Source organism: Shewanella sp. 6_MG-2023 (assembly GCF_030547195.1).
In the GTDB taxonomy this organism is placed as follows: Bacteria; Pseudomonadota; Gammaproteobacteria; order Enterobacterales; family Shewanellaceae; genus Shewanella.
In genome coordinates this window covers 146,887-166,158 of the sequence record NZ_JAUOQU010000005.1, presented here as the reverse complement: position 1 = coordinate 166,158, position 19,272 = coordinate 146,887, and the positions used below count along the sequence as shown (strand labels likewise).

Below are 19,272 nucleotides of genomic sequence, written 5' to 3'. Positions count from 1 at the left end.
GGAGAAGGATTCGAACCTTCGAAGGCTGAGCCGTCAGATTTACAGTCTGATCCCTTTGGCCACTCGGGAACCCCTCCTCAATTGCGGCGGCAATAGTAGTCACGAATTAAATATAAGTAAAGGAAAAATCGAAAATAATGCTCAAGTATTTGTTTAAGTGGTCGATAAAATATCAACCTTGATAAATTTGATGTAAATATATGCAAATTGAGTCGCCATTAGTCAACGAACTGCAATTAGGCAATCGCCTTAATGATGCAGTTGAACACCATAGAAGGGGCGAGTTCGCGCTACTACTTTCTATGTTGTCTAATGACGCTTGCGACATGGCGCAATTTCAAGTCGATAAAAATTTATCCATTGATGAAAAATTATATAAACAGTTACATATTCCTAAACCCCAAGCATTAGTGTGCGATATATCTCAGCAACAGGCGATTAATCATGCCGGTGATTTTTATGAAAGCGGTTTAAGCCAATTTCATTTACAGCAGGCGTTAAAACCTGAAGCTGTAGTGACGCGGGGAAAATATGATGAAGATTTGCAAATCACCTTAGCGAATTGTGATCTACTGACTAAACTTAAGCACCAACAATTAGTCCCAGATACATCAGCTCTAGCGCAAAATGAATTTCTTGAGCAATTAACCATACAAAGAAAGATGAGCGAAACCCTAGCATCACAACTTTATGCCGTTGCCTAGTTAATGCAGGTGCTTAGTAAATGCCGTGGCAATGATTAAGCCGTTACTTGAGTTAGTTGCTACTAAGCGTTAAGCGCCCGCTGGTTAGACAGCCCCAATTAGGTGTATTACTGATTGGTAATATTGTGAGGCATATAAAAATTTTATTTCAGTTTTTGGGCTATGCTGACGTTTTAATGTGTATTGATAGGTGATAAAAGTGATAAAAACGATTACTAAGCAAGAAGTACAAGTCAGTGACAACTGTAATGATTGTGGCAGCTTTGTCGATATTGGTGCTGTTATCGAAGAAGAAGATACACAACTTATCTTGCAAGTTGATGGTGAAAACTTTCAGCAAATTGCAGATGACTTAGTTAGCAAAGCCAAAGAACGTTTTAGCAATGTCAAAGTACAGCAGCAAGTAACCGAGCAAGATGCGGTGGTTACTTTTGAGTTTGACGTTACGGTAGAAAAAATGATTTTCCAATTAGAAAACGGCCTTTAATTAGTCGTTTCTATGAGGTGTTGAAGGTTACAACTTGCTGTTTTAAAATAGGAAGTGTAACCTTCATTTACCGAAGTTGAGTAAAATTCAACATCATGATTTTGATAATAACATTTTTGTAAATATCTCTTTTTAGCAACACTTCTTAACATTTTTAGAGTGTTATTAACGGCTAAGTTCCGTTATTTTAAGTAGAAAAAACCTCCACAGAAAGAGGTTTACCCGACTGTTAAGTTGTCCTTTGGGAATAATAATGAAGCAAACTGAGCAACAACATTTATTAGAGTTAATTGTAAACTCTGTCGCCAAAGAACAAGGCGACTTTAAACAGACCTCAGAGTTAGTCTGTAAATTACTACTAAAGTTTTTTAATGCTAGTAGCGTTTCAGTTATTTCATTACGTAACAAGTCACTAAAGCAAGAAATCATTGCTTGTCTGTCTGCTGATGACAGCCTAAAACAATTAATTTACCAACACCGCAACGATAATCTTGTTGCAAATGCCTACTTTGATGATATACGCCGTTACCGTCATATTGTCAGTGACAGTTCTCAAACTGACACCCGTCTGCAGGGCTTAAGTGCTTATTATAAGCAAGCCAATGTTCACGCAAATTTAGATGTTGCCATCCGTATCAATGGTCATATAGAAGGGCTATTGTGCATTGAGTTTGAACATCCTCTAAAGCTAACAAGCGATCAAATACAATTTGCTTGTCAATTTGCCGATCAATTGGCTTTAACCCTTGCCACCCGCTATGCCTACGATAAAGATGAGCGAATAACACTATTTCATAGTGCTACAGAGCAAGCTAAGCATGTATTGATGCTTATTAATCTTAAAACCCAAATTATTGAATATATAAATCCAGCTCATGAAAAAATGACTGGCCTAAGTCGCGATATTGTTCAAGATAATCAATTAGTCAGCTTAGATTTTTTTCGTGGCAAACGAGAGCTTGCTGATGAAATGACCCAAGCGTTAATCAATGGCAATGTGGTAGAAGGTGAAAGTGAGCTAACTCGTCTTGATGGCTCGAACTACTGGGTGCAGTATCAAGCCAACCGCTTTGTCACTGAGCAAGGAAACAATTACGCCTTAGTGTCATGCCTTGATGTTACTGCTCAGCGTAAAAGCAAAGAGCAGCTTGAGCATCTTGCTTGGAATTGCAGCCTCACCGGCCTGAGTAATCGCCTTCATTTTACTCAGCAATTAGAAAGGCTCTCACAAGGCACGTTGATCCTTATCGACTTAATGGGCTTTAAGCGGTTTAACGATACCAATGGTCATGAGCAAGGCGATGCCTTGTTATCCGAAGTCGCTCGACGATTAAAGCATTTTGCTAACAGCCATGATGCTATTGATGTGGCGCGAGTCGGCAGTGACGAATTTGCAATGATTTTACCGCAATTTGATGCTGCTGAATTACTCGAGAACAATATTAATAAGTTATATCAACAATTACTGGTCACCTCGGTAATTGGTCGTGAAAAAGTTGACCCTAAAGCGGCGCTAGCCATTGTTGATATAGCTGCGGTTGCAGATCAGTTTTCACCACTATCCTGTGCTGATATTGCTCTGCAGTACGCGAAAAAGAAGCCATCACTGAATTACCAAGTCTTTAATGATGACTTATTAGCAACCTTTAAAAATAACGCCGAAATAGAGCGAGATTTACAAACCGCGGTACGTAACAGGCAATTTGAACTGTATTATCAGCCACTGATGGATTTAAAAAATCATAAATTTATTGGCGCAGAAGCATTAATCCGCTGGCATCACCCCAAAAAAGGTGTGCTTTACCCGGGGGCATTTATTGATATCGCTGAACAAACCGGCATGATCACTGTCATTGGCGAATGGGTATTGGAAGCGGCCTGTAAGCAACTTAACTTATGGCAGCATAAGAATGTTGATATCGTCATGCATGTTAATGTTGCTGCAAGGCAATTTTTCAGTGGCAATTTATTTGAGCAAGTTTGGAGCTTAGTTACCCGCTACCGGATTAAACCACAAAGCTTAATTTTAGAAATTACTGAAACTGAGTTAATGGGAGATATTCGCCATGCAACCCGACTTTGCCAAGAATTAGCCGATTTAGGCGTTGGCTTAGCCATCGATGATTTTGGTACAGGTTACAGCTCTATGCGTTATTTAAAGCAGTTTCCAATTACTAAGTTAAAAATCGATCGCTCATTTATTGCCGATTTAACCACCAGTCATCAGAGCCGTGAAATTGTCAGCGCCATTATTGCTATGGCCAAGGCGTTAAATATATCCCTAACAGCAGAAGGGGTTGAAACCAAGGAGCAAGAGCTGTTCCTTGAAGATAGCTGTTGCCATCACGCACAGGGTTATTTATACAGCCCAGCCATAAGAGAAAACGAATTTTCACAGTTTATTTTTGAAAAAAATGAAGTCGTGCATTAGCACGACTTGTTGTTATTTGATGGCGTGTTAGCCTGTTAACTTCATGCAGCAGGCTTTAAATTTTTTACCACTATGGCAGATACATGGGTCATTTCGCTTTGGTAAATCCGCGTTAAATTGCTCACCAGTGGTGTAAAACCACTTAGCGTCTTCTCGAACAAATTGTGATTTTTCATAGATCGCATCGATTTCACCGTCATGATAAAACCAAGCTTTAAAGGTCACCGTTGCCGTGGCGAGCTCATCTTGTGGCTCAAAATTAATCACCTCTAATCCAAGCCATCGAGTAAGCTCAGCCCCTTGAGACAAATCATTAATAGATAGGCCGTCGCGATAGTTAGCATGATGAGTCTCGATTAAATAGGGATAGTGTTGTAATACAAAGGCGCAATAACGCGAGCGCATCAGGATCTCAGCTGTGGCTGCAACTTGAACATTACTGTGGTATGGCTTACAACAATCTTCATAAGTTGAATCACTGCCGCAGGGACAATGTATTTTAGTCGTCATAGTAGCTGTCTTTTAAATGCAATGAGTAAAAATGGGTTATAAAGTGTTGAAGGCTTATCTTTAATGGCTTAAAGCACTGATTATTAAACTGGTTAATAAGAGTTTTAAACTAGTAGCTTTAACAATTGCTATGGAATTCGATGTTCTGCTTCAACGGGTACAGAACCCACTTCAGCTTCATTTTCAACTGACATTGATTTAGCTTCAGTATTGAATTGGCGACCATAATATAAGTTAGAAATAGGTTTTGCCGAATAGTAAAGCTCAGGGTTCATTTTGGTGTTTGAATCAACAATAAACTGCCATTGATTGTTAGTGTCTTTTTGTGACACAAAAACAAATTTACCTGAAAATACACTAATTTGATCGCCTGTTTCTTTTTTAGGGTGGAATCGAACCAAATAAAAGCCAACGTCAGTAGCACTATCGTTAGTTAGCTTTCTATTGATGACTCGAAAATCGACTTCAATACGGGCTTCTCTTTTAGCAATTTTTTCAAAAAAATGCTGATAAAGTTCAACTATTTGTGGTTTACCGGTAATGATACCTTGATTTGGTGTTTCAGAAAGGTACACCGCATCATCGGTATACATGGTCTCGATGATACTGATATCTAAATTTTCAAAACCTGACGCAAAAGTTTTATAGTTTTGGTTTATGATTTCGTTATCTGTCAAGGTCACAGCTTGATTGAAAAAACTGATTAATGAGAAGCAGGCAATAAAAAATATTTTATAATGAGGCATGCAATTATTTTGCTCTTAGTGATTCTAACAATAGTCATTACGACAATGGCAACACTATAAATTATTCGGTAGTGATACTAAAGTGGATAATCTTTACAAAGTGTGTAGGAACCAATAATGAATAACGATGACAGCGCACTGTTTTTAGCAGAAATGGCAGGGGTAAAACCCATTAAGGCCAGTGATAGTATTTTTAGCTTCGATTCCGACATCGCAACAGAAGCGCAATTAGCCAGACGAGCTGCTGCAGCGCAGAATGAGTACATTAGTAAACTTACTGTAGATCCGATGATGATTAGCGCGGTAAAACCGGAAGACATGGTGAGTTACAAGCTTGATGGGGTTCAAGATGAAGTGTTTAGTCATCTGCGGCTTGGTAAATATAAATATCAAACAGTGGTTGATTTACATGTTTATCGCTTAGCTCAAGCGCGGGAATACCTTATCGAGGCGATTATCAAAGCACATCATCGTGGTGAGCGTAATATTTTGGTTATTCACGGTAAAGGCTTTAAAAGTAAGCCATACCCAGGGTTAATGAAATCAGCAGTGTGCCAATGGTTGATGCAGTTAGACGAAGTGCAAGCCTATCATTCTGCTACTCGTACTCAGGGTGGCACCGGTGCAGTATTTGTTATGCTGGTTAAATCCGCTCAGCAACGAATTGAGGCAAGTGAAACTAATCGTAAAGGAAGCGGTTTTAGGTAGTCTATATTATCGGCATCACATAGCGTTATTACCCTTATAACAAGGCCTACTCACTAAAACAGTCAGTGGGCCTATTTGTTATTGGCAGTTCATTTAAAACAGCTAACGATGAGTTACCAACCGCATTGACGGTTTTGTTGGCTATTTTGCTTATCTAACCACACTTGTAATGGCGCAAAATAATCGAGTACCGCTTTAGCATCCATGTTTTTAGTGCCAGTGACGATATTTAACGCTTCAGGCCACGGCTGACTTAAACCTGACTCAAGCATTTGATTAAGCTTATCTCCGGCGTCTTTATTACCATAAATACTACAACGGTGCACTGGGCCTTCATTACCGGCGATCTCACATAATGCTTTATGGAACTGGAATTGAAGTACGTGGGCTAAAAAGTAGCGTGTGTAAGGAACATTGCCAGGGACGTGATATTTAGCGCCCGGATCAAAGTCTGCTTCAGTACGTGCTATAGGCGCTTTAACGCCTTGGTATTTTTCACGTAAATCCCACCAAGCTTGGTTATATTGAGCTGGGCTAATTTCGCCATTAAATACTTTCCAGCGCCATTGATCGATCATCAAACCAAATGGCATGAAGGCAATTTTATCAAGGGCTTGACGCAGTAACAGTCCGATGTCTTTTGATTCATCAGGCACTTCATCTAATAGACCGATTTGTTTGAGGTAACTCGGCGTAATTGATAGCGCAATCGTGTCACCAATGGCTTCATGGAAACCGTCGTTTGCAGAACCTTTAAATAGGTGAGGTTGGTTTTTATAAGCGCGCTGATAATAGTTGTGACCTAATTCATGATGAATAACGGTAAAGTCTTCGGCGGTTTTTTGAATACACATTTTAATGCGAATATCGTCTTCGTTATCTAGATCCCAAGCTGAAGCATGACAAACGACATCGCGATCTTTAGGTTGCACAAATAATGAGCGAGTCCAAAATGTTTCTGGTAGCGCTTCAAAGCCTAATGATGAGAAAAACCCTTCAGCTTGCTTAACCATTTTAATTTCATCATAGTTATTGGCCGCTAAAAGCTCGGTAACATTGTAGCCAGGATCTGCATCATCAGGGGCGACAGTATTGTAAATGGTTCCCCATTGCTGAGCCCACATATTACCCAATAGATGCGCAGGAATAGGACCATTATCTGGTGCTACCTCGTCTCCATATTGCTGATTTAGTTCGCCACGGACATAACAATGTAGTGAATCATATAAAGGTTTAATATCACCCCAAAGTCGGTCTAATTCGGCTGAAAACGCCTCAGGCTCCATATCATATTGACTACGCCAAAGTTCTGATAAATCGCTAAAGCCTAAATCTTGCGCGCCTTCATTAGCCAGCTCAACTTCACGTTTAAATAATGGACGCATAGGTTTGGCTATTTCACGCCATCCTTGCCATGCTTCTAATAGCACCGCAGGATCTTGAGATTCAGCCATCAAATTTGATAATTCTGGCTGGGTTAAGCAGCGACCATCGGCAAAACAGTATTTCCCTTTACCGTATAAGCCATTCAGTTCTGAGCTAATTTGTGCAAGCTCAGCGTTTTTAGCAGGATCTAATGGCGCAGGTAATACCAAGCTACTTCGTAAAATATGTAACTTGCGGGCGTTAACAGGATCTAATTCGACCTTGGCATATTTAGCCGCTTCGGTGGCAAAGCCAACTGACATCGAAGTCATTTTTTCACTAATTGCAGCAGAAAGCGCAGCAGTATCTTCAGTGATAAAATTGCTATAAACCCATTCGGTGCGTGCGCCTTCTACAGAGAGTTTGGCCAACTGTGCTTCAGCATCATTAATAAATGCGATTGCTGAAGCGCTATCAATTTTGGTTGTTTTTTCAGTTGATTGGCTAGCTGGTGGTAGAGGATTTGTGGTGGTTAAATTAATCTCTTCATCCATTTGTTGGCAGGCTGAAAGGCCAAGCGCCATTGAAATAACAACAGCGATAGTAGACGGTTGTTTAAAAGTTAACTTCATCTTACAGGTTTCCTTATTTTTATTTTCGACGACAGTTTACATAATTAACTTAAATATTGCATTTTAGTTGCAACTTGGCGCACAAAGGGTTGCTGTTACTGTGTTGAGATGTAATAGCTACAAGAAATTAGATTGACAACTGTGCGCTCAATGTTTAATTTAAACGAGTGTTTTAATTGATTTGGGTCATGGAATGGCAGGCAGAACAGATACAAAAACAAGAATATTAGATGCTGCTGAAAAACTTTTCGCTGAGAGGGGCTTTTCAGAAACATCTTTACGTCTAATTACTAGCAAAGCCGAAGTTAATTTAGCTTCAGTTAATTATCATTTTGGTTCAAAGAAAGAGCTGATTAGAGCTGTATTAGCACGCTATTTAGATGTGTTCATGCCAAGCGCAGCTGCTGAAATAGATAGATTATTTAAAAATCCACAACTAGCTAATTTGAATGAGATATTTTCATCTCTAATTAATCCATTATTGGAATTAAACCAAGTTAGGCAGGGGGGAACAACGATATTTCTGCAATTGTTAGGTCGTGGTTATATCGAAAGTCAGGGCCATTTAAGGTGGTTTATCACCACGCATTATGGTGATTATTTAAAAGTTTTCGTTAAAGCGGTATCAGAAAGTGCGCCGCATATTCCGCCTGCAGAAATGTTTTGGCGACTACACTTTACCTTAGGGACCATAGTATTCACCATGGCTTCAGCTGATGCACTTAACGAAATTGCAGAAGCTGATTATGGTGAACATAATGATACTGAAGCAATCATTCGTAAGGTGATTCCATATATGGCCGCTGGTGTTTCAGTGCCAATTTTAGCTAAGTAATAAGGGATTAACATGACTGTCGTTATACTGGTTTTAATAGCACTTGCTGTGTTATTTGGTGTGCGTAATTTAAGGATGCGATTTATCACGCGTCCGGTTTTTTCGTTTTTTAAGAAAGTACTTCCGCCATTATCTAGTACTGAAAAAGAGGCGATGGAAGCGGGTGATGTGTGGTGGGAAGGTGAATTGTTTGGCGGAAATCCAAACTGGAACACGCTTCACAATTACGGTAAACCCCAATTAACAGCAGCTGAGCAAGACTTTATCAATAACCAAGTGCAAACAGCGCTGAGTATGATTGATGATTATGACATTGTTCACAACCGCAAAGACTTACCACCTGAGTTATGGGATTACTTCAAAAAAGAAGGTTTTTTTGCATTAATTATTCCCACTAAATTTGGTGGTAGAGAGTTTTCTGCCTACGCCAACTCAACCATTGTCAGTAAAATTGCCTCTCGCAGCATTAGTGCGGCCGTTACGGTTATGGTTCCTAACTCTTTAGGCCCTGGTGAGTTATTAACTCATTATGGTACTGAAGAGCAAAAACAGCGTTGGTTACCTGCGTTAGCTAATGGTGATGAGCTACCGTGTTTTGCGTTAACTGGCCCAGAGGCGGGATCAGACGCTGGTGCAATACCTGATACTGGTATTGTGTGTCGCCGCGAATTTAATGGTGAAGAAGTATTAGGTTTAAGTCTTACTTGGGATAAACGTTACATTACCTTGGCACCTGTAGCTACAGTGCTTGGTCTTGCATTTCAAATGCGTGACCCTGAGGGCTTATTAGGTGATACGGTTAATCTTGGTATTACCTGTGCGTTAATTCCAACCGATCATCCCGGTGTTGAAATTGGTCGTCGTCATAATCCATTGATGATGGCCTTTATGAACGGCACCACAAGTGGTGAAGATGTATTCATTCCACTGGATTGGATTATTGGCGGCCCTCAGTTTGCGGGTAAAGGCTGGAGAATGCTGGTTGAGTGTTTATCTGCCGGCCGTGGTATTTCATTGCCAGCATTGGCAACTGCATCGGGTCATATGGCCACTAAAACCACAACAGCTTATAGTTATGTAAGACAGCAGTTCGGTATGCCAATTGGTAAATTTGAAGGTGTACAAGAAGCGCTAGCGCGTATTATCGCTAACACTTATCAATTAGAAGCGGCCAGATGTTTAACCACCACCGGTATTGATTTAAAAGTGAAACCATCGGTGGTTACCGCGATTGCTAAATATCACATGACTGAATTAGGTCGAGATGTGGTAGAAGATGCGATGGATATTCAGTCTGGTAAAGGTATTCAGTTAGGGTCGAAAAACTATCTCGGTCATGCTTATATGGCCAGTCCTATTTCTATCACTGTTGAAGGGGCGAATATTTTGACCCGTTCGCTGATGATTTTTGGTCAAGGGGCAACACGCTGTCATCCTTATGTATTGGCTGAAATGGAAACTGCGGCGATGGAAGATCAAAAAGCAGCCATTAACCGTTTCGATTCATTATTAATGGGCCATATGACTTATGCTATTCGAAATGGTGTCATGGCTTTCTTTAATGCATTAACAGCCAGTAAAACCAATTCATCGCCAGTTAGTGGTACCACTCAGCAATATTATCGTGATATGAGCCGTATCTCGGCAGCTTTAGCGATAATGACTGATTTAGCTATGTTGGTCATGGGCGGTGATTTAAAACGTAAAGAGATGATCTCAGCGCGTATGGGCGATGTGCTAAGTCAATTATACCTAGCATCAGCAACCTTAAAGCTGTTTGAAGATAATGGCCGTCAACAAGATGATTTACCGGCAGTGCATTATGTCATGACTGAAAGATTACATCTTGCCGCTAAAGCATTGGAAGAGGCTATTCGTAACTTCCCAAATAAGTTTGTTAGCGTATTGCTTAGAGTGATCATATTTCCATTAGGTAATCACTTTAATGCGCCAACTGACAAACAAGCAACGACCTTAGCAGATGGTTTCATGCAACCTTCGCCAGCAAGAGATAGGTTAACTTTCTTATGTGCTGATTTTGACGGAGATAGCAGCGGCATTGCTGAAGTTGAGCAAGCATTTACAGCTAAATATGCTTGTAAAGGTTTGTACTCTCGCCTTAAGAAAGCCCAAAAAGCGGGGACTCTTGATGCGAAACAGCCAATGGTTGACTTGTTTAACCAAGCTTTAGCCAATAACGTGATTAATCAAGCAGAGCTTGAGCAGCTACTTGATGCCAATGAAAAGCGCTTAGCTGCGATTCATGTCAATGATTTTGAAAGCCTATAATCGAAAGTTAACTGACGTTTGACTGTAACGGTCTAGCGTTACCTGAGGTTTGAATGTTAAACAAGTAATGTTTATGCCTTGGGTACTGTTAGCCTGAAATAATGACGACACACAATTTTCTAAATCAAAACACACATATTTAGCACATAAAAAAACCACCTAATCAGGTGGTTTTTTATTAGCTATTTGAAGCAATTAACTCATATTAAGCAACAACAAGTACTTTACAAGTGTTAGTGCCACCAACAGTTTCCATTGCATCGCCTTTAGTCATTAATACCATGTCACCTGATTTAAGGTAACCAGCAGCTGCAACCGCTTTTAACGCTTCTGATGCTAATGCATCAGCTGGGAAAGCTGTAGAATCAAACTGAACTGGCATAACACCACGGAATAAAGCTAATTTTGCTAAGGTCTTTTGATGACGAGACAGTGCGAAAATTGGTAATGCAGAGCTGATGCGCGACATTAACTTGGTAGTTTCGCCTGATTCAGTCAAGCTGATGATAGCTTTAACACCTTTTAAATGGTTTGCAGCATACATAGTTGAAAGGGCAATGGTTTCTTCAATAGTATCGAATGTTTCGTTCATTCTATGCTTAGAAGACATCACTGATGGATGCTGTTCTGCACCAGCACAAACATTGCTCATTGCTAACACAGTTTCTTCAGGGAAGTCACCGGCAGCAGTTTCAGCTGAAAGCATCACAGCGTCAGTGCCATCTAGTACGGCGTTCGCTACGTCCATAACTTCAGCACGAGTTGGCATAGGGCTTGAAATCATTGATTCCATCATTTGAGTTGCAGTAATCACAACTTTGTTCAATTGACGTGAACGACGGATAAGTTTCTTTTGTACTGCAACCAATGCAGCATCGCCAATTTCAACACCTAAGTCACCACGTGCAACCATTACCGCGTCAGATGCTTTAATGACATCGTCCATCGCTTCATCAGTACCAACAGCTTCTGCACGTTCTACTTTTGATACAATAAGTGCAAAACTGCCCGCATCTTCAGCAAGCTTACGTGCTAAATCTAAATCAGCGCCAGTACGTGGGAAAGAAACGGCTAAGTAATCAACCTGAATTTGCGCAGCCGTTAAAATATCTGCTTTGTCTTTTTCAGTTAGTGCAGGGGCTGTTAATCCGCCGCCTTTTTTGTTGATGCCTTTATTATTAGATAAAGGACCCGCAACAGTAACACTAGTGAAAACTTTACGACCTTCTACAGATTCAACTTTAAGCTGAACACGGCCGTCATCAAGCATAAGAATGTCACCTATGACAACGTCATTTGGCAATTCTTTATAATCGATACCAACTTGTTTCTCGTCACCTTCACCTTTAGCAAGATCTGCATCTAAAATGAAAGTATCACCTAAATTCAACTGAATTTTTTTGTTATCTTTAAAGGTAGATACACGAATTTTGGGGCCTTGCAAATCACCTAATACAGCTACGTGAACACCTAACTCTTTTGCAATATTGCGAGCGTCAGTAGCACGTTTAAGATGATCTTCTGGTGAGCCGTGTGAGAAGTTAAGACGTACAACATTTGCACCAGCGGCAATGATTTTACGTAGGTTATCATCGCGGTCGGTTGCAGGTCCAAGTGTCGTAACGATTTTAGTTCTGCGGAACATAGGATACTCCGTTAATTTAAAAGAAAAAGAATTCGGTACTAAATATTATGGACTTATATTAACAGAGATTTTCGAATTATGTAGGAAAGTTACGAACAAAAAGATCGTTTTTGAGATATATATCTGTGACTGAGTCGTATAAATTCAATAAAAAAGGCCGAACAGGTAATATTGTTCGGCCTTTCGGACAGGTAATTATTTAGTAATAATTAGATGGTAAGATCTTTATTTATCCGAGATTCTTTCAATACTTCTTTAACACGTTTTAGATTATCGCGAAAACGCGGGCCTCTTCTCAAGGTAAAGCCTGTGGCTAACACATCAATAGTAACCAGCTGTGCTAAACGTGAAGCCATAGGTAAATACATGTCAGTATCTTCTGGCACTTCCATGGTCACCGGCAACGTACATTCGTGAGACAGTGGCGAGTTACGAGCAGTAATCCCAATCACCGCAGCGCCATTTTCACGGGCAATTCGGGCTATTTCGATTAATGATTTAGTACGGCCAGTGTGGGATATAAGCACCACAACATCACCTTCATCGCAGCCAATACAGCTCATACGTTGCATTAATACATCATCAAAACAAATGACCGGTACGTTAAAACGGAAGAACTTATTTTGCGCATCGTGAGCAACTGATGAGGATGCTCCCAGGCCAAAAAACGATATTGTTTTAGCTTGCGTTAAAATATCTACGGCTTTATTGACTGCAACCACATCAAGGCTTTGACGGGCAGTATCAAGGGATGCCATTGAAGATTCGAAGATTTTTGTTGTATAGGATTCAGGAGAATCATCTTCTTCAACATGGCGGCTTACATAAGGTGTACCGTTAGCAAGACTTTGGGCCAAATGTAACTTAAAATCAGGGAAGCCCTTAGTATCAAGTCTGCGACAAAAACGGTTCACAGTGGGTTCGCTGACGTCAGCCATTTTGGCAAGCGTTGCAATACTAGAGTGAATCGCCGTTTGCGGAGAAGAGAGAATGACCTCTGCAACTTTTCGCTCTGACTTACTAAATTGTGTAAGGCTTTTTTGCACCTTCTCAAGGGTATTCATAAGTAATTGTCCGCTAAAATGGATGATGTAATTTTATATCATAAATTACAATTTAGGTGGAAATGAAGTAATTTTCATACCTCTAAAAACGATTATAAGCCGTTTTGTTTTATTTTTTGTAACTAATCTATGATAGTAAAGTAATTTAACAACCAAAATACTATCAGGTTTTGTGTGAAAAAGGCTAGATGTAACCAATATCAATAATTGTAAAATTATAATGCACAAATTTAATTCTGTTGTTATATTACAACAAAAGTGTGCTTTTATTCACTGGCAACTAAAAATGGTTTGACTGTGAACACGCATAATAAAGGAGTATTTTAAGCAATGAGTAACTCATCAATAGGCGCCAAGGCTTGCGACTTTGTACTTTTTGGCACCAAAGGCGATTTAGCACGCCGTAAGTTGTTACCTTCTCTCTATCAGCTTGATAAAGCGAATCTATTAGATAAAGACACCAAAGTTATTGGTGTCGCTAAAGATGCCTTTACTCAAGAAGAGTTCATTGAACTTGTCAATAAAGCATTAAACACTTTTGTAAAGGACGAGTTATGTGAAGAGACCCTCGCTCGCTTTATTGCTCGTTGTCATTATATCGGTACTAATTTTACCGATTCTGAAGGCTACAAAGCTTTCCATGGTCTTTTAGAGCCAACTAAGCGTGTAATGGTCAGCTATTTCGCCACGCCTCCGTCAATCTTTGGTGAAATCTGTCGTTGTCTTAATGAGCAAAACCTTATTCATTCCGACACCCGTATCGTGCTTGAAAAGCCAATTGGCACTTGCCTTGCGTCATCAAAAGTCATTAATGACAAAGTTTCTGAATTCTTCAATGAAAATCAAGTTTACCGAATTGACCACTATTTAGGTAAAGAAACCGTTCAAAATCTCATTGCCCTGCGCTTTGCGAATTCATTGTTTGCTTCTAAGTGGGATAACCGCACGATTGATCATGTACAAATCACCGTAGCTGAAGAAGTCGGTATTGAAGGTCGTTGGGGATACTTTGATACTGCAGGTCAAATGCGTGACATGATCCAAAACCATTTACTGCAAGTGCTGACGCTTGTGGCAATGGACCCGCCAGTAAATTTAGATGCTGATAGCATTCGTGATGAAAAAGTAAAAGTACTTAAGTCATTGCGTCCAATTACCCCAAACAACGTGTTTGAAAACACGGTTCGTGGCCAATATTCTAGTGGTTATTTAAAAGGCTCACCTGTTCCTGGTTATTTAGAAGAAGAGGGCGCCAATGTTAAATCTAACACTGAAACCTTTGTAGCGCTTCGCGTTGATATTGATAATTGGCGCTGGGCTGGCGTGCCGTTCTACTTACGTAGTGGCAAACGTATGCCGTTTAAGAGCAGTGAGATTGTGGTTTACTTCAAAAACCCGCCGCATAATTTATATCGTGACACCATGCGTAACTTACCACCAAACAAGTTGACTATTCGTTTGCAACCCCATGAAGGTGTTGAAATTCAAATGATGAATAAAGTCCCAGGTCTGGAAGAAAAGCAACGCATTCAAACCACCAAACTTGATTTAAGTTTCACCGATACCTTTAAAAACGAACGCATTGCCGACGCGTACGAACGTTTATTACTTGAAGCCATGTTAGGTAATCAAGCACTGTTCGTGCGCCGTGATGAAGTTGAGCAAGCCTGGACTTGGGTCGATGGCATCATCAACTCTTGGGAAAATGGCGGCGAGAAGCCTAAGCCATATCCAGCAGGTACATGGGGCCCTGTGGCTTCAGTTGCTTTAATCACTAAAGATGGTCGTTCTTGGGACGAGTAAGGAAATATTATGATTAAAGAATCTGTATTTAAAGCATTTGCAACCCCAGCGGATCTCGAAACCAAATTAGCTGACAAAATTGCCAGTCAGTTGCAGGATGCGGTTGATAGCCGTGGTAAAGCAAGCCTTGTTGTTTCAGGTGGCTCGACACCGCTTAAATTATTTCAATTACTAAGCAATAAAGCGATCGACTGGAGTGATGTTTATATCACACTTGCCGATGAACGTTGGGTAGATGCAGAAGCTGCAGATTCTAACGAGCGCTTAGTAAGAGCACATTTATTACAAAATCGCGCAGCAAGTGCCAAATTCCGTGGTTTAAAGAATATGTTTGATAGCCCTGAAAAGGGCTGTGACATGACGATTGAGTCTCTGGCTAACTTCCCTAAACCATTTGATGTTGTGGTATTAGGCATGGGTACAGATGGCCACACTTGTTCGTGGTTCCCTTGCAGTAAAGAATTAGAAAACGCTTTTACGACTGATTTACTTTGCGCAGCCGTTAATCCAACGACTGCTCCACATGCACGTATTACCTTATCTAAAGGTGCCATTTTAAACAGTCGCCAGATTTATCTGCATTTAGTAGGTGAGTCAAAACTATCCGTATATCGCCAAGCTTTGGAAAGCGACGATGTGAATGCAATGCCAATTAGAGCCGTATTAGCGCAGCGTAAAACGCCCGTTGATGTGTTTTATAGCGCGTAAAGGAGTTAACCATGCACTCAGTAGTTCAAGCTGTTACCGATCGAATTATCGCTCGTAGCCAAGATTCACGTAAAAAATATCTCGAAGCATTAAACGATGCTCGTGCCAAAGGCGTACATCGTAGTGCATTAAGCTGTGGCAACTTAGCCCATGGTTTTGCGGCCTGTAAGCCAGATGATAAAGATTCTTTACGTCAATTAACCAAAGCGAATATCGGTATTGTGACGGCATTTAATGACATGTTATCTGCCCATCAGCCATATGAAGATTATCCAAACTTCATTAAAAAAGCCTGCCAAGAAGTCGGCAGCGTTGCTCAAGTTGCTGCGGGTGTTCCGGCGATGTGTGACGGTGTGACCCAAGGCCAACCTGGCATGGAGCTTAGCTTACTGAGTCGTGAAGTGATTGCAATGTCAACGGCGGTGGGTTTATCTCACAACATGTTTGACGGTGCCTTATTATTAGGTATTTGCGACAAGATTGTTCCGGGTTTATTGATTGGCGCGTTAAGTTTTGGTCATTTACCAATGATGTTTGTGCCAGCAGGCCCAATGAAATCTGGTATTCCAAACAAAGAAAAAGCCCGTGTACGTCAACAATTTGCACAAGGTAAAGTTGATAGAGCTGCATTGTTAGAAGCTGAATCAAGCTCTTATCACAGTGCGGGTACTTGTACTTTCTACGGTACTGCTAACTCTAATCAGTTAATGCTTGAAATGATGGGGCTACAGCTTCCTGGTTCTTCGTTTGTGAATCCTGATGATCCACTACGTGATGAACTAACCGCAATGGCAGCTAAACAAGTGTGTCGTTTAACCGAAATGGGCACCCAATACACCCCAATCGGTGAGATTGTAAATGAAAAATCAGTGGTTAATGGCATTGTAGGCATCCTTGCAACAGGTGGTTCTACCAACCTGACTATGCACATTGTTGCTGCAGCGCGCGCCGCTGGCATCATTGTAAACTGGGATGACTTTTCAGATTTATCTGATTGCGTACCATTATTGGCAAAGGTTTATCCAAACGGTCATGCTGATATTAACCATTTCCACGCCGCAGGCGGCATGGCATTTCTAGTAAAAGAGCTGTTAGATGCAGGTCTTATCCATGAAGATGTCAACACTGTAGCGGGCTTTGGTTTACGTAAATATACCCAAGAGCCGCGCATTCTTGACGGCAAGCTGACCTGGGTTGATGGGCCAACAGAAAGTTTAGACAAAGAAGTGTTAACCCACATCGATACACCGTTCCAAAGCAATGGTGGTTTAAAATTACTCAAAGGTAACCTTGGTCGTTCGGTGATCAAAGTATCAGCAGTGCCTGCAGCTAACAGAATTGTTGAAGGCCCAGCGGTTGTTATTGATGACCAAAACAAGCTTGATGCTATTTTCCAAGCCGGTGGTTTAGACCGAGATTGTGTTGTGGTGGTAAAAGGCCAAGGCCCGAAAGCTAACGGTATGCCAGAGTTACATAAACTCACACCATATTTAGGCACCTTACAAGATAAGGGTTTTAAGGTTGCGCTTGTGACTGATGGTCGTATGTCGGGTGCGTCAGGTAAAGTGCCTGCTGCGATTCACTTAACGCCAGAAGCATTAGATGGCGGCATTATTGCTAAGGTTGAAGATGGCGACATCATTCGCGTCAACGCTGATACCGGCGAGCTAAGTTTACTGGTGGATGAAGCCACTTTAACTGCACGTGTAGCAGGGAAAGTAGATCTACATCACTCAAGTTATGGAATGGGCCGTGAATTATTCGGTGCTTTACGAAATAGTTTAAGCAGCCCAGAAACAGGCGCTCGTAGTACCAGTGCCATTGACGAAATTTATTAATTAAAAGGAAGATACTCGAATGCTTGAGAATAACTGGACGTTACAGCCACAAGATATTTTTAAACGCAGCCCGATTGTTCCTGTAATGGTTATCGATAAAATTGAGCATGCAGTACCGTTAGCTAAAGCATTAGTAGCGGGCGGCATCAGTGTTTTAGAAGTCACTTTACGCACAGAATGTGCTTTAGAAGCCATTGCATTGATTGCTAAAGAAGTCCCAGAGGCGTTAGTGGGGGCAGGTACTATTTTAAATGAATTGCAACTGCAACAAGCTGTAGATGCGGGTTCACAATTTATTATTACGCCAGGTGCTACCGTTGACCTGTTAAAAGCAGCTAAGCGTGGTAATGTGCCGTTAATTCCAGGTGTTGCGAGTATCTCAGAAGTTATGACGGGAATGGAGTTGGGTTATACCCATTTTAAATTCTTCCCAGCTGAAGCGTCTGGCGGCGTTAATGCACTGAAAGCCTTCTCTGGTCCATTGGCGAATATTCGTTTTTGTCCAACAGGCGGTATTACGCCGACAAGTTATAAAAATTACTTAGCATTAGCTAATGTTGATTGTATTGGTGGTAGCTGGATCGCGCCTACTGATGCAATGGAACAAGAAGATTGGGGTCGGATTACCCAGCTATGTAAAGATGCCATCGGCGCTTTATAAACCGAGCGTTTAACTAACGATTAATAAAAGCCACTTTCGAGTGGTTTTTTTGTTTTTAAAATAAGTCCGATCATCAATTTTATAGTGTATAAATTAATACTGGTGAATTAACATTATAAAAATGGACACTTCTTTAAATGGACAAGTACCAGCAAACGGTAAACGTATTTGACAAAGCAGCTGATAAATATCAGCAAAAATACATGGATTGTGCCTTATATGCTGATAGTCTTAATCGTTTTGCTGCGTTAATAGACACTCAATTCAACATTGAATCTAGTTCTAAATCGGCATTTAAAACAGAAACGGGTATTTCTGTATACGATATCGGTTGCGGACCAGGTAACGCCAGTTTGTATTTGCAACAAGCATTAGCTCAGCAACGAAATGTCCCGATAAATATCAGTGGAATAGATTTATCTACGGCGATGATAACGATTGCCAAGCAGCAAAACCCCGCAGCGACATTTGAGGTTAACGATATTCGCCAGATTGCGGCAACAAATAATAGATTTAATGTACTGCTGTGCTCATTTTGTCTGCCGTATCTTGCAAAAACTGATATAGCGCCTTTTATTGAATCTTTAGCCAAGATATCGACACCACAAGCGTTGATCTATATTGGCTTTATGCAAGCTGATTACAGTCAATCATGTGTGCAAGAGTCTGCTGAAGGTGACAAGCTACATATGTATTTTTATCAACCTGAATTTATAGCGTCTTTGCTCTGCCAATATGATTTTGAAATTGTCACCAGCTTTACCCAAGATCATATCGTCGATGGTCAGAAGATGGCCACTGATAGGTTTTTATTTGCTAAGAAAACAGTGTTAATTAAGGAGTGAT

General features: G+C 40.7%; 16 protein-coding genes. 11 read left to right on the top strand and 5 right to left on the bottom strand.

All coding sequences use genetic code 11. The features are described 5' to 3' along the window. The first annotated feature begins 200 nt into the window (after positions 1–200). From Q4533_RS05035 to Q4533_RS05025, 3 genes are all read left to right on the top strand, one after another. Positions 201–704, top strand: a complete 504-nt coding sequence (locus Q4533_RS05035; protein ID WP_102435556.1) for a VC2046/SO_2500 family protein — start codon at positions 201–203, stop codon at positions 702–704. Positions 705–903: 199 nt separating this feature from the next. Then, positions 904–1,191 (top strand): DUF406 family protein, encoded by a 288-nt coding sequence (locus Q4533_RS05030; protein ID WP_102476730.1) that lies wholly within the window; start codon positions 904–906, stop codon positions 1,189–1,191. Between the two features lie 253 nt (positions 1,192–1,444). Further along, complete coding sequence (locus Q4533_RS05025) at positions 1,445–3,622, top strand: bifunctional diguanylate cyclase/phosphodiesterase (RefSeq protein ID WP_303502154.1); 2,178 nt, start codon at positions 1,445–1,447, stop codon at positions 3,620–3,622. A gap of 27 nt (positions 3,623–3,649) precedes the next feature. Here Q4533_RS05025 and Q4533_RS05020 read toward each other — a convergent pair whose 3' ends face one another. Continuing rightward, a complete protein-coding gene (locus tag Q4533_RS05020) occupies positions 3,650–4,132 on the bottom strand; it encodes a YchJ family protein (protein WP_303502152.1) in 483 nt (160 codons plus the stop codon). Positions 4,133–4,260: 128 nt separating this feature from the next. Beyond that, positions 4,261–4,809 (bottom strand): DUF4440 domain-containing protein, encoded by a 549-nt coding sequence (locus Q4533_RS05015; protein ID WP_303502150.1) that lies wholly within the window; start codon positions 4,807–4,809, stop codon positions 4,261–4,263. 186 nt (positions 4,810–4,995) lie between these two features. On the opposite strand from Q4533_RS05015, the gene smrA reads away from it, so the two are divergent. Continuing rightward, positions 4,996–5,586 (top strand): DNA endonuclease SmrA, encoded by a 591-nt coding sequence (gene smrA / locus Q4533_RS05010; protein WP_102435546.1) that lies wholly within the window; start codon positions 4,996–4,998, stop codon positions 5,584–5,586. Between the two features lie 113 nt (positions 5,587–5,699). Here smrA and Q4533_RS05005 read toward each other — a convergent pair whose 3' ends face one another. Beyond that, the gene (locus Q4533_RS05005; RefSeq protein ID WP_102435544.1) at positions 5,700–7,583 is read right to left on the bottom strand and encodes a M2 family metallopeptidase; all 1,884 of its coding nucleotides are present in this window, start codon (positions 7,581–7,583) and stop codon (positions 5,700–5,702) included. A 193-nt stretch (positions 7,584–7,776) separates the two neighbouring features. Between Q4533_RS05005 and Q4533_RS05000 the strand changes: the two genes are divergently transcribed. Both Q4533_RS05000 and Q4533_RS04995 read left to right on the top strand, forming a co-directional pair. Continuing rightward, positions 7,777–8,418 (top strand): TetR/AcrR family transcriptional regulator, encoded by a 642-nt coding sequence (locus tag Q4533_RS05000; protein ID WP_076541009.1) that lies wholly within the window; start codon positions 7,777–7,779, stop codon positions 8,416–8,418. A 12-nt stretch (positions 8,419–8,430) separates the two neighbouring features. Next, on the top strand, positions 8,431–10,707 hold the full coding sequence (locus Q4533_RS04995) for an acyl-CoA dehydrogenase (protein ID WP_303502149.1): 2,277 nt from the start codon (positions 8,431–8,433) through the stop codon (positions 10,705–10,707). A gap of 205 nt (positions 10,708–10,912) precedes the next feature. Here Q4533_RS04995 and pyk read toward each other — a convergent pair whose 3' ends face one another. Beyond that, complete coding sequence (gene pyk / locus Q4533_RS04990; RefSeq protein WP_102435540.1) at positions 10,913–12,352, bottom strand: pyruvate kinase; 1,440 nt, start codon at positions 12,350–12,352, stop codon at positions 10,913–10,915. Positions 12,353–12,561: 209 nt separating this feature from the next. Continuing rightward, entirely contained in the window at positions 12,562–13,416 is an 855-nt protein-coding gene (locus Q4533_RS04985) for a MurR/RpiR family transcriptional regulator (RefSeq protein ID WP_102435538.1), read from the bottom strand. Positions 13,417–13,746: 330 nt separating this feature from the next. Here Q4533_RS04985 and zwf point away from each other — a divergent pair, with 330 nt between their 5' ends. The 5 genes from zwf to Q4533_RS04960 all read left to right on the top strand — a co-directional run bounded on the left by zwf (position 13,747) and on the right by Q4533_RS04960 (position 19,271). Beyond that, positions 13,747–15,219, top strand: a complete 1,473-nt coding sequence (gene zwf / locus Q4533_RS04980; protein WP_102435536.1) for a glucose-6-phosphate dehydrogenase — start codon at positions 13,747–13,749, stop codon at positions 15,217–15,219. A gap of 9 nt (positions 15,220–15,228) precedes the next feature. Continuing rightward, positions 15,229–15,927 carry a 6-phosphogluconolactonase gene (gene pgl / locus Q4533_RS04975; RefSeq protein ID WP_102531116.1) on the top strand — a complete coding sequence of 233 codons (699 nt, stop codon included), beginning with the start codon at positions 15,229–15,231 and terminating at the stop codon, positions 15,925–15,927. A gap of 11 nt (positions 15,928–15,938) precedes the next feature. Further along, the gene (gene edd / locus Q4533_RS04970) at positions 15,939–17,765 is read left to right on the top strand and encodes a phosphogluconate dehydratase (RefSeq protein WP_303502148.1); all 1,827 of its coding nucleotides are present in this window, start codon (positions 15,939–15,941) and stop codon (positions 17,763–17,765) included. A 19-nt stretch (positions 17,766–17,784) separates the two neighbouring features. Further along, positions 17,785–18,426 carry a bifunctional 4-hydroxy-2-oxoglutarate aldolase/2-dehydro-3-deoxy-phosphogluconate aldolase gene (locus tag Q4533_RS04965; protein WP_303502147.1) on the top strand — a complete coding sequence of 214 codons (642 nt, stop codon included), beginning with the start codon at positions 17,785–17,787 and terminating at the stop codon, positions 18,424–18,426. 137 nt (positions 18,427–18,563) lie between these two features. After that, positions 18,564–19,271, top strand: coding sequence for a class I SAM-dependent methyltransferase (locus Q4533_RS04960; RefSeq protein ID WP_102531119.1), 708 nt, complete (start codon positions 18,564–18,566; stop codon positions 19,269–19,271). The last annotated feature ends 1 nt before the right edge of the window (position 19,272 follow it).

What these genes read in the sequence shown, in the direction of transcription:
- Q4533_RS05035 (WP_102435556.1), top strand. Translation starts at nt 201, where the DNA reads ATGCAAATTGAGTCGCCATTAGTCAACGAACTGCAATTAGGCAATCGC.
- Q4533_RS05025 (WP_303502154.1), top strand. Translation starts at nt 1,445, where the DNA reads ATGAAGCAAACTGAGCAACAACATTTATTAGAGTTAATTGTAAACTCT.
- Q4533_RS05020 (WP_303502152.1), bottom strand. Translation starts at nt 4,132, where the DNA reads ATGACGACTAAAATACATTGTCCCTGCGGCAGTGATTCAACTTATGAA.
- smrA (WP_102435546.1), top strand. Translation starts at nt 4,996, where the DNA reads ATGAATAACGATGACAGCGCACTGTTTTTAGCAGAAATGGCAGGGGTA.
- Q4533_RS05005 (WP_102435544.1), bottom strand. Translation starts at nt 7,583, where the DNA reads ATGAAGTTAACTTTTAAACAACCGTCTACTATCGCTGTTGTTATTTCA.
- Q4533_RS05000 (WP_076541009.1), top strand. Translation starts at nt 7,777, where the DNA reads ATGGCAGGCAGAACAGATACAAAAACAAGAATATTAGATGCTGCTGAA.
- Q4533_RS04995 (WP_303502149.1), top strand. Translation starts at nt 8,431, where the DNA reads ATGACTGTCGTTATACTGGTTTTAATAGCACTTGCTGTGTTATTTGGT.
- pyk (WP_102435540.1), bottom strand. Translation starts at nt 12,352, where the DNA reads ATGTTCCGCAGAACTAAAATCGTTACGACACTTGGACCTGCAACCGAC.
- Q4533_RS04985 (WP_102435538.1), bottom strand. Translation starts at nt 13,416, where the DNA reads ATGAATACCCTTGAGAAGGTGCAAAAAAGCCTTACACAATTTAGTAAG.
- zwf (WP_102435536.1), top strand. Translation starts at nt 13,747, where the DNA reads ATGAGTAACTCATCAATAGGCGCCAAGGCTTGCGACTTTGTACTTTTT.
- pgl (WP_102531116.1), top strand. Translation starts at nt 15,229, where the DNA reads ATGATTAAAGAATCTGTATTTAAAGCATTTGCAACCCCAGCGGATCTC.
- edd (WP_303502148.1), top strand. Translation starts at nt 15,939, where the DNA reads ATGCACTCAGTAGTTCAAGCTGTTACCGATCGAATTATCGCTCGTAGC.
- Q4533_RS04965 (WP_303502147.1), top strand. Translation starts at nt 17,785, where the DNA reads ATGCTTGAGAATAACTGGACGTTACAGCCACAAGATATTTTTAAACGC.
- Q4533_RS04960 (WP_102531119.1), top strand. Translation starts at nt 18,564, where the DNA reads ATGGACAAGTACCAGCAAACGGTAAACGTATTTGACAAAGCAGCTGAT.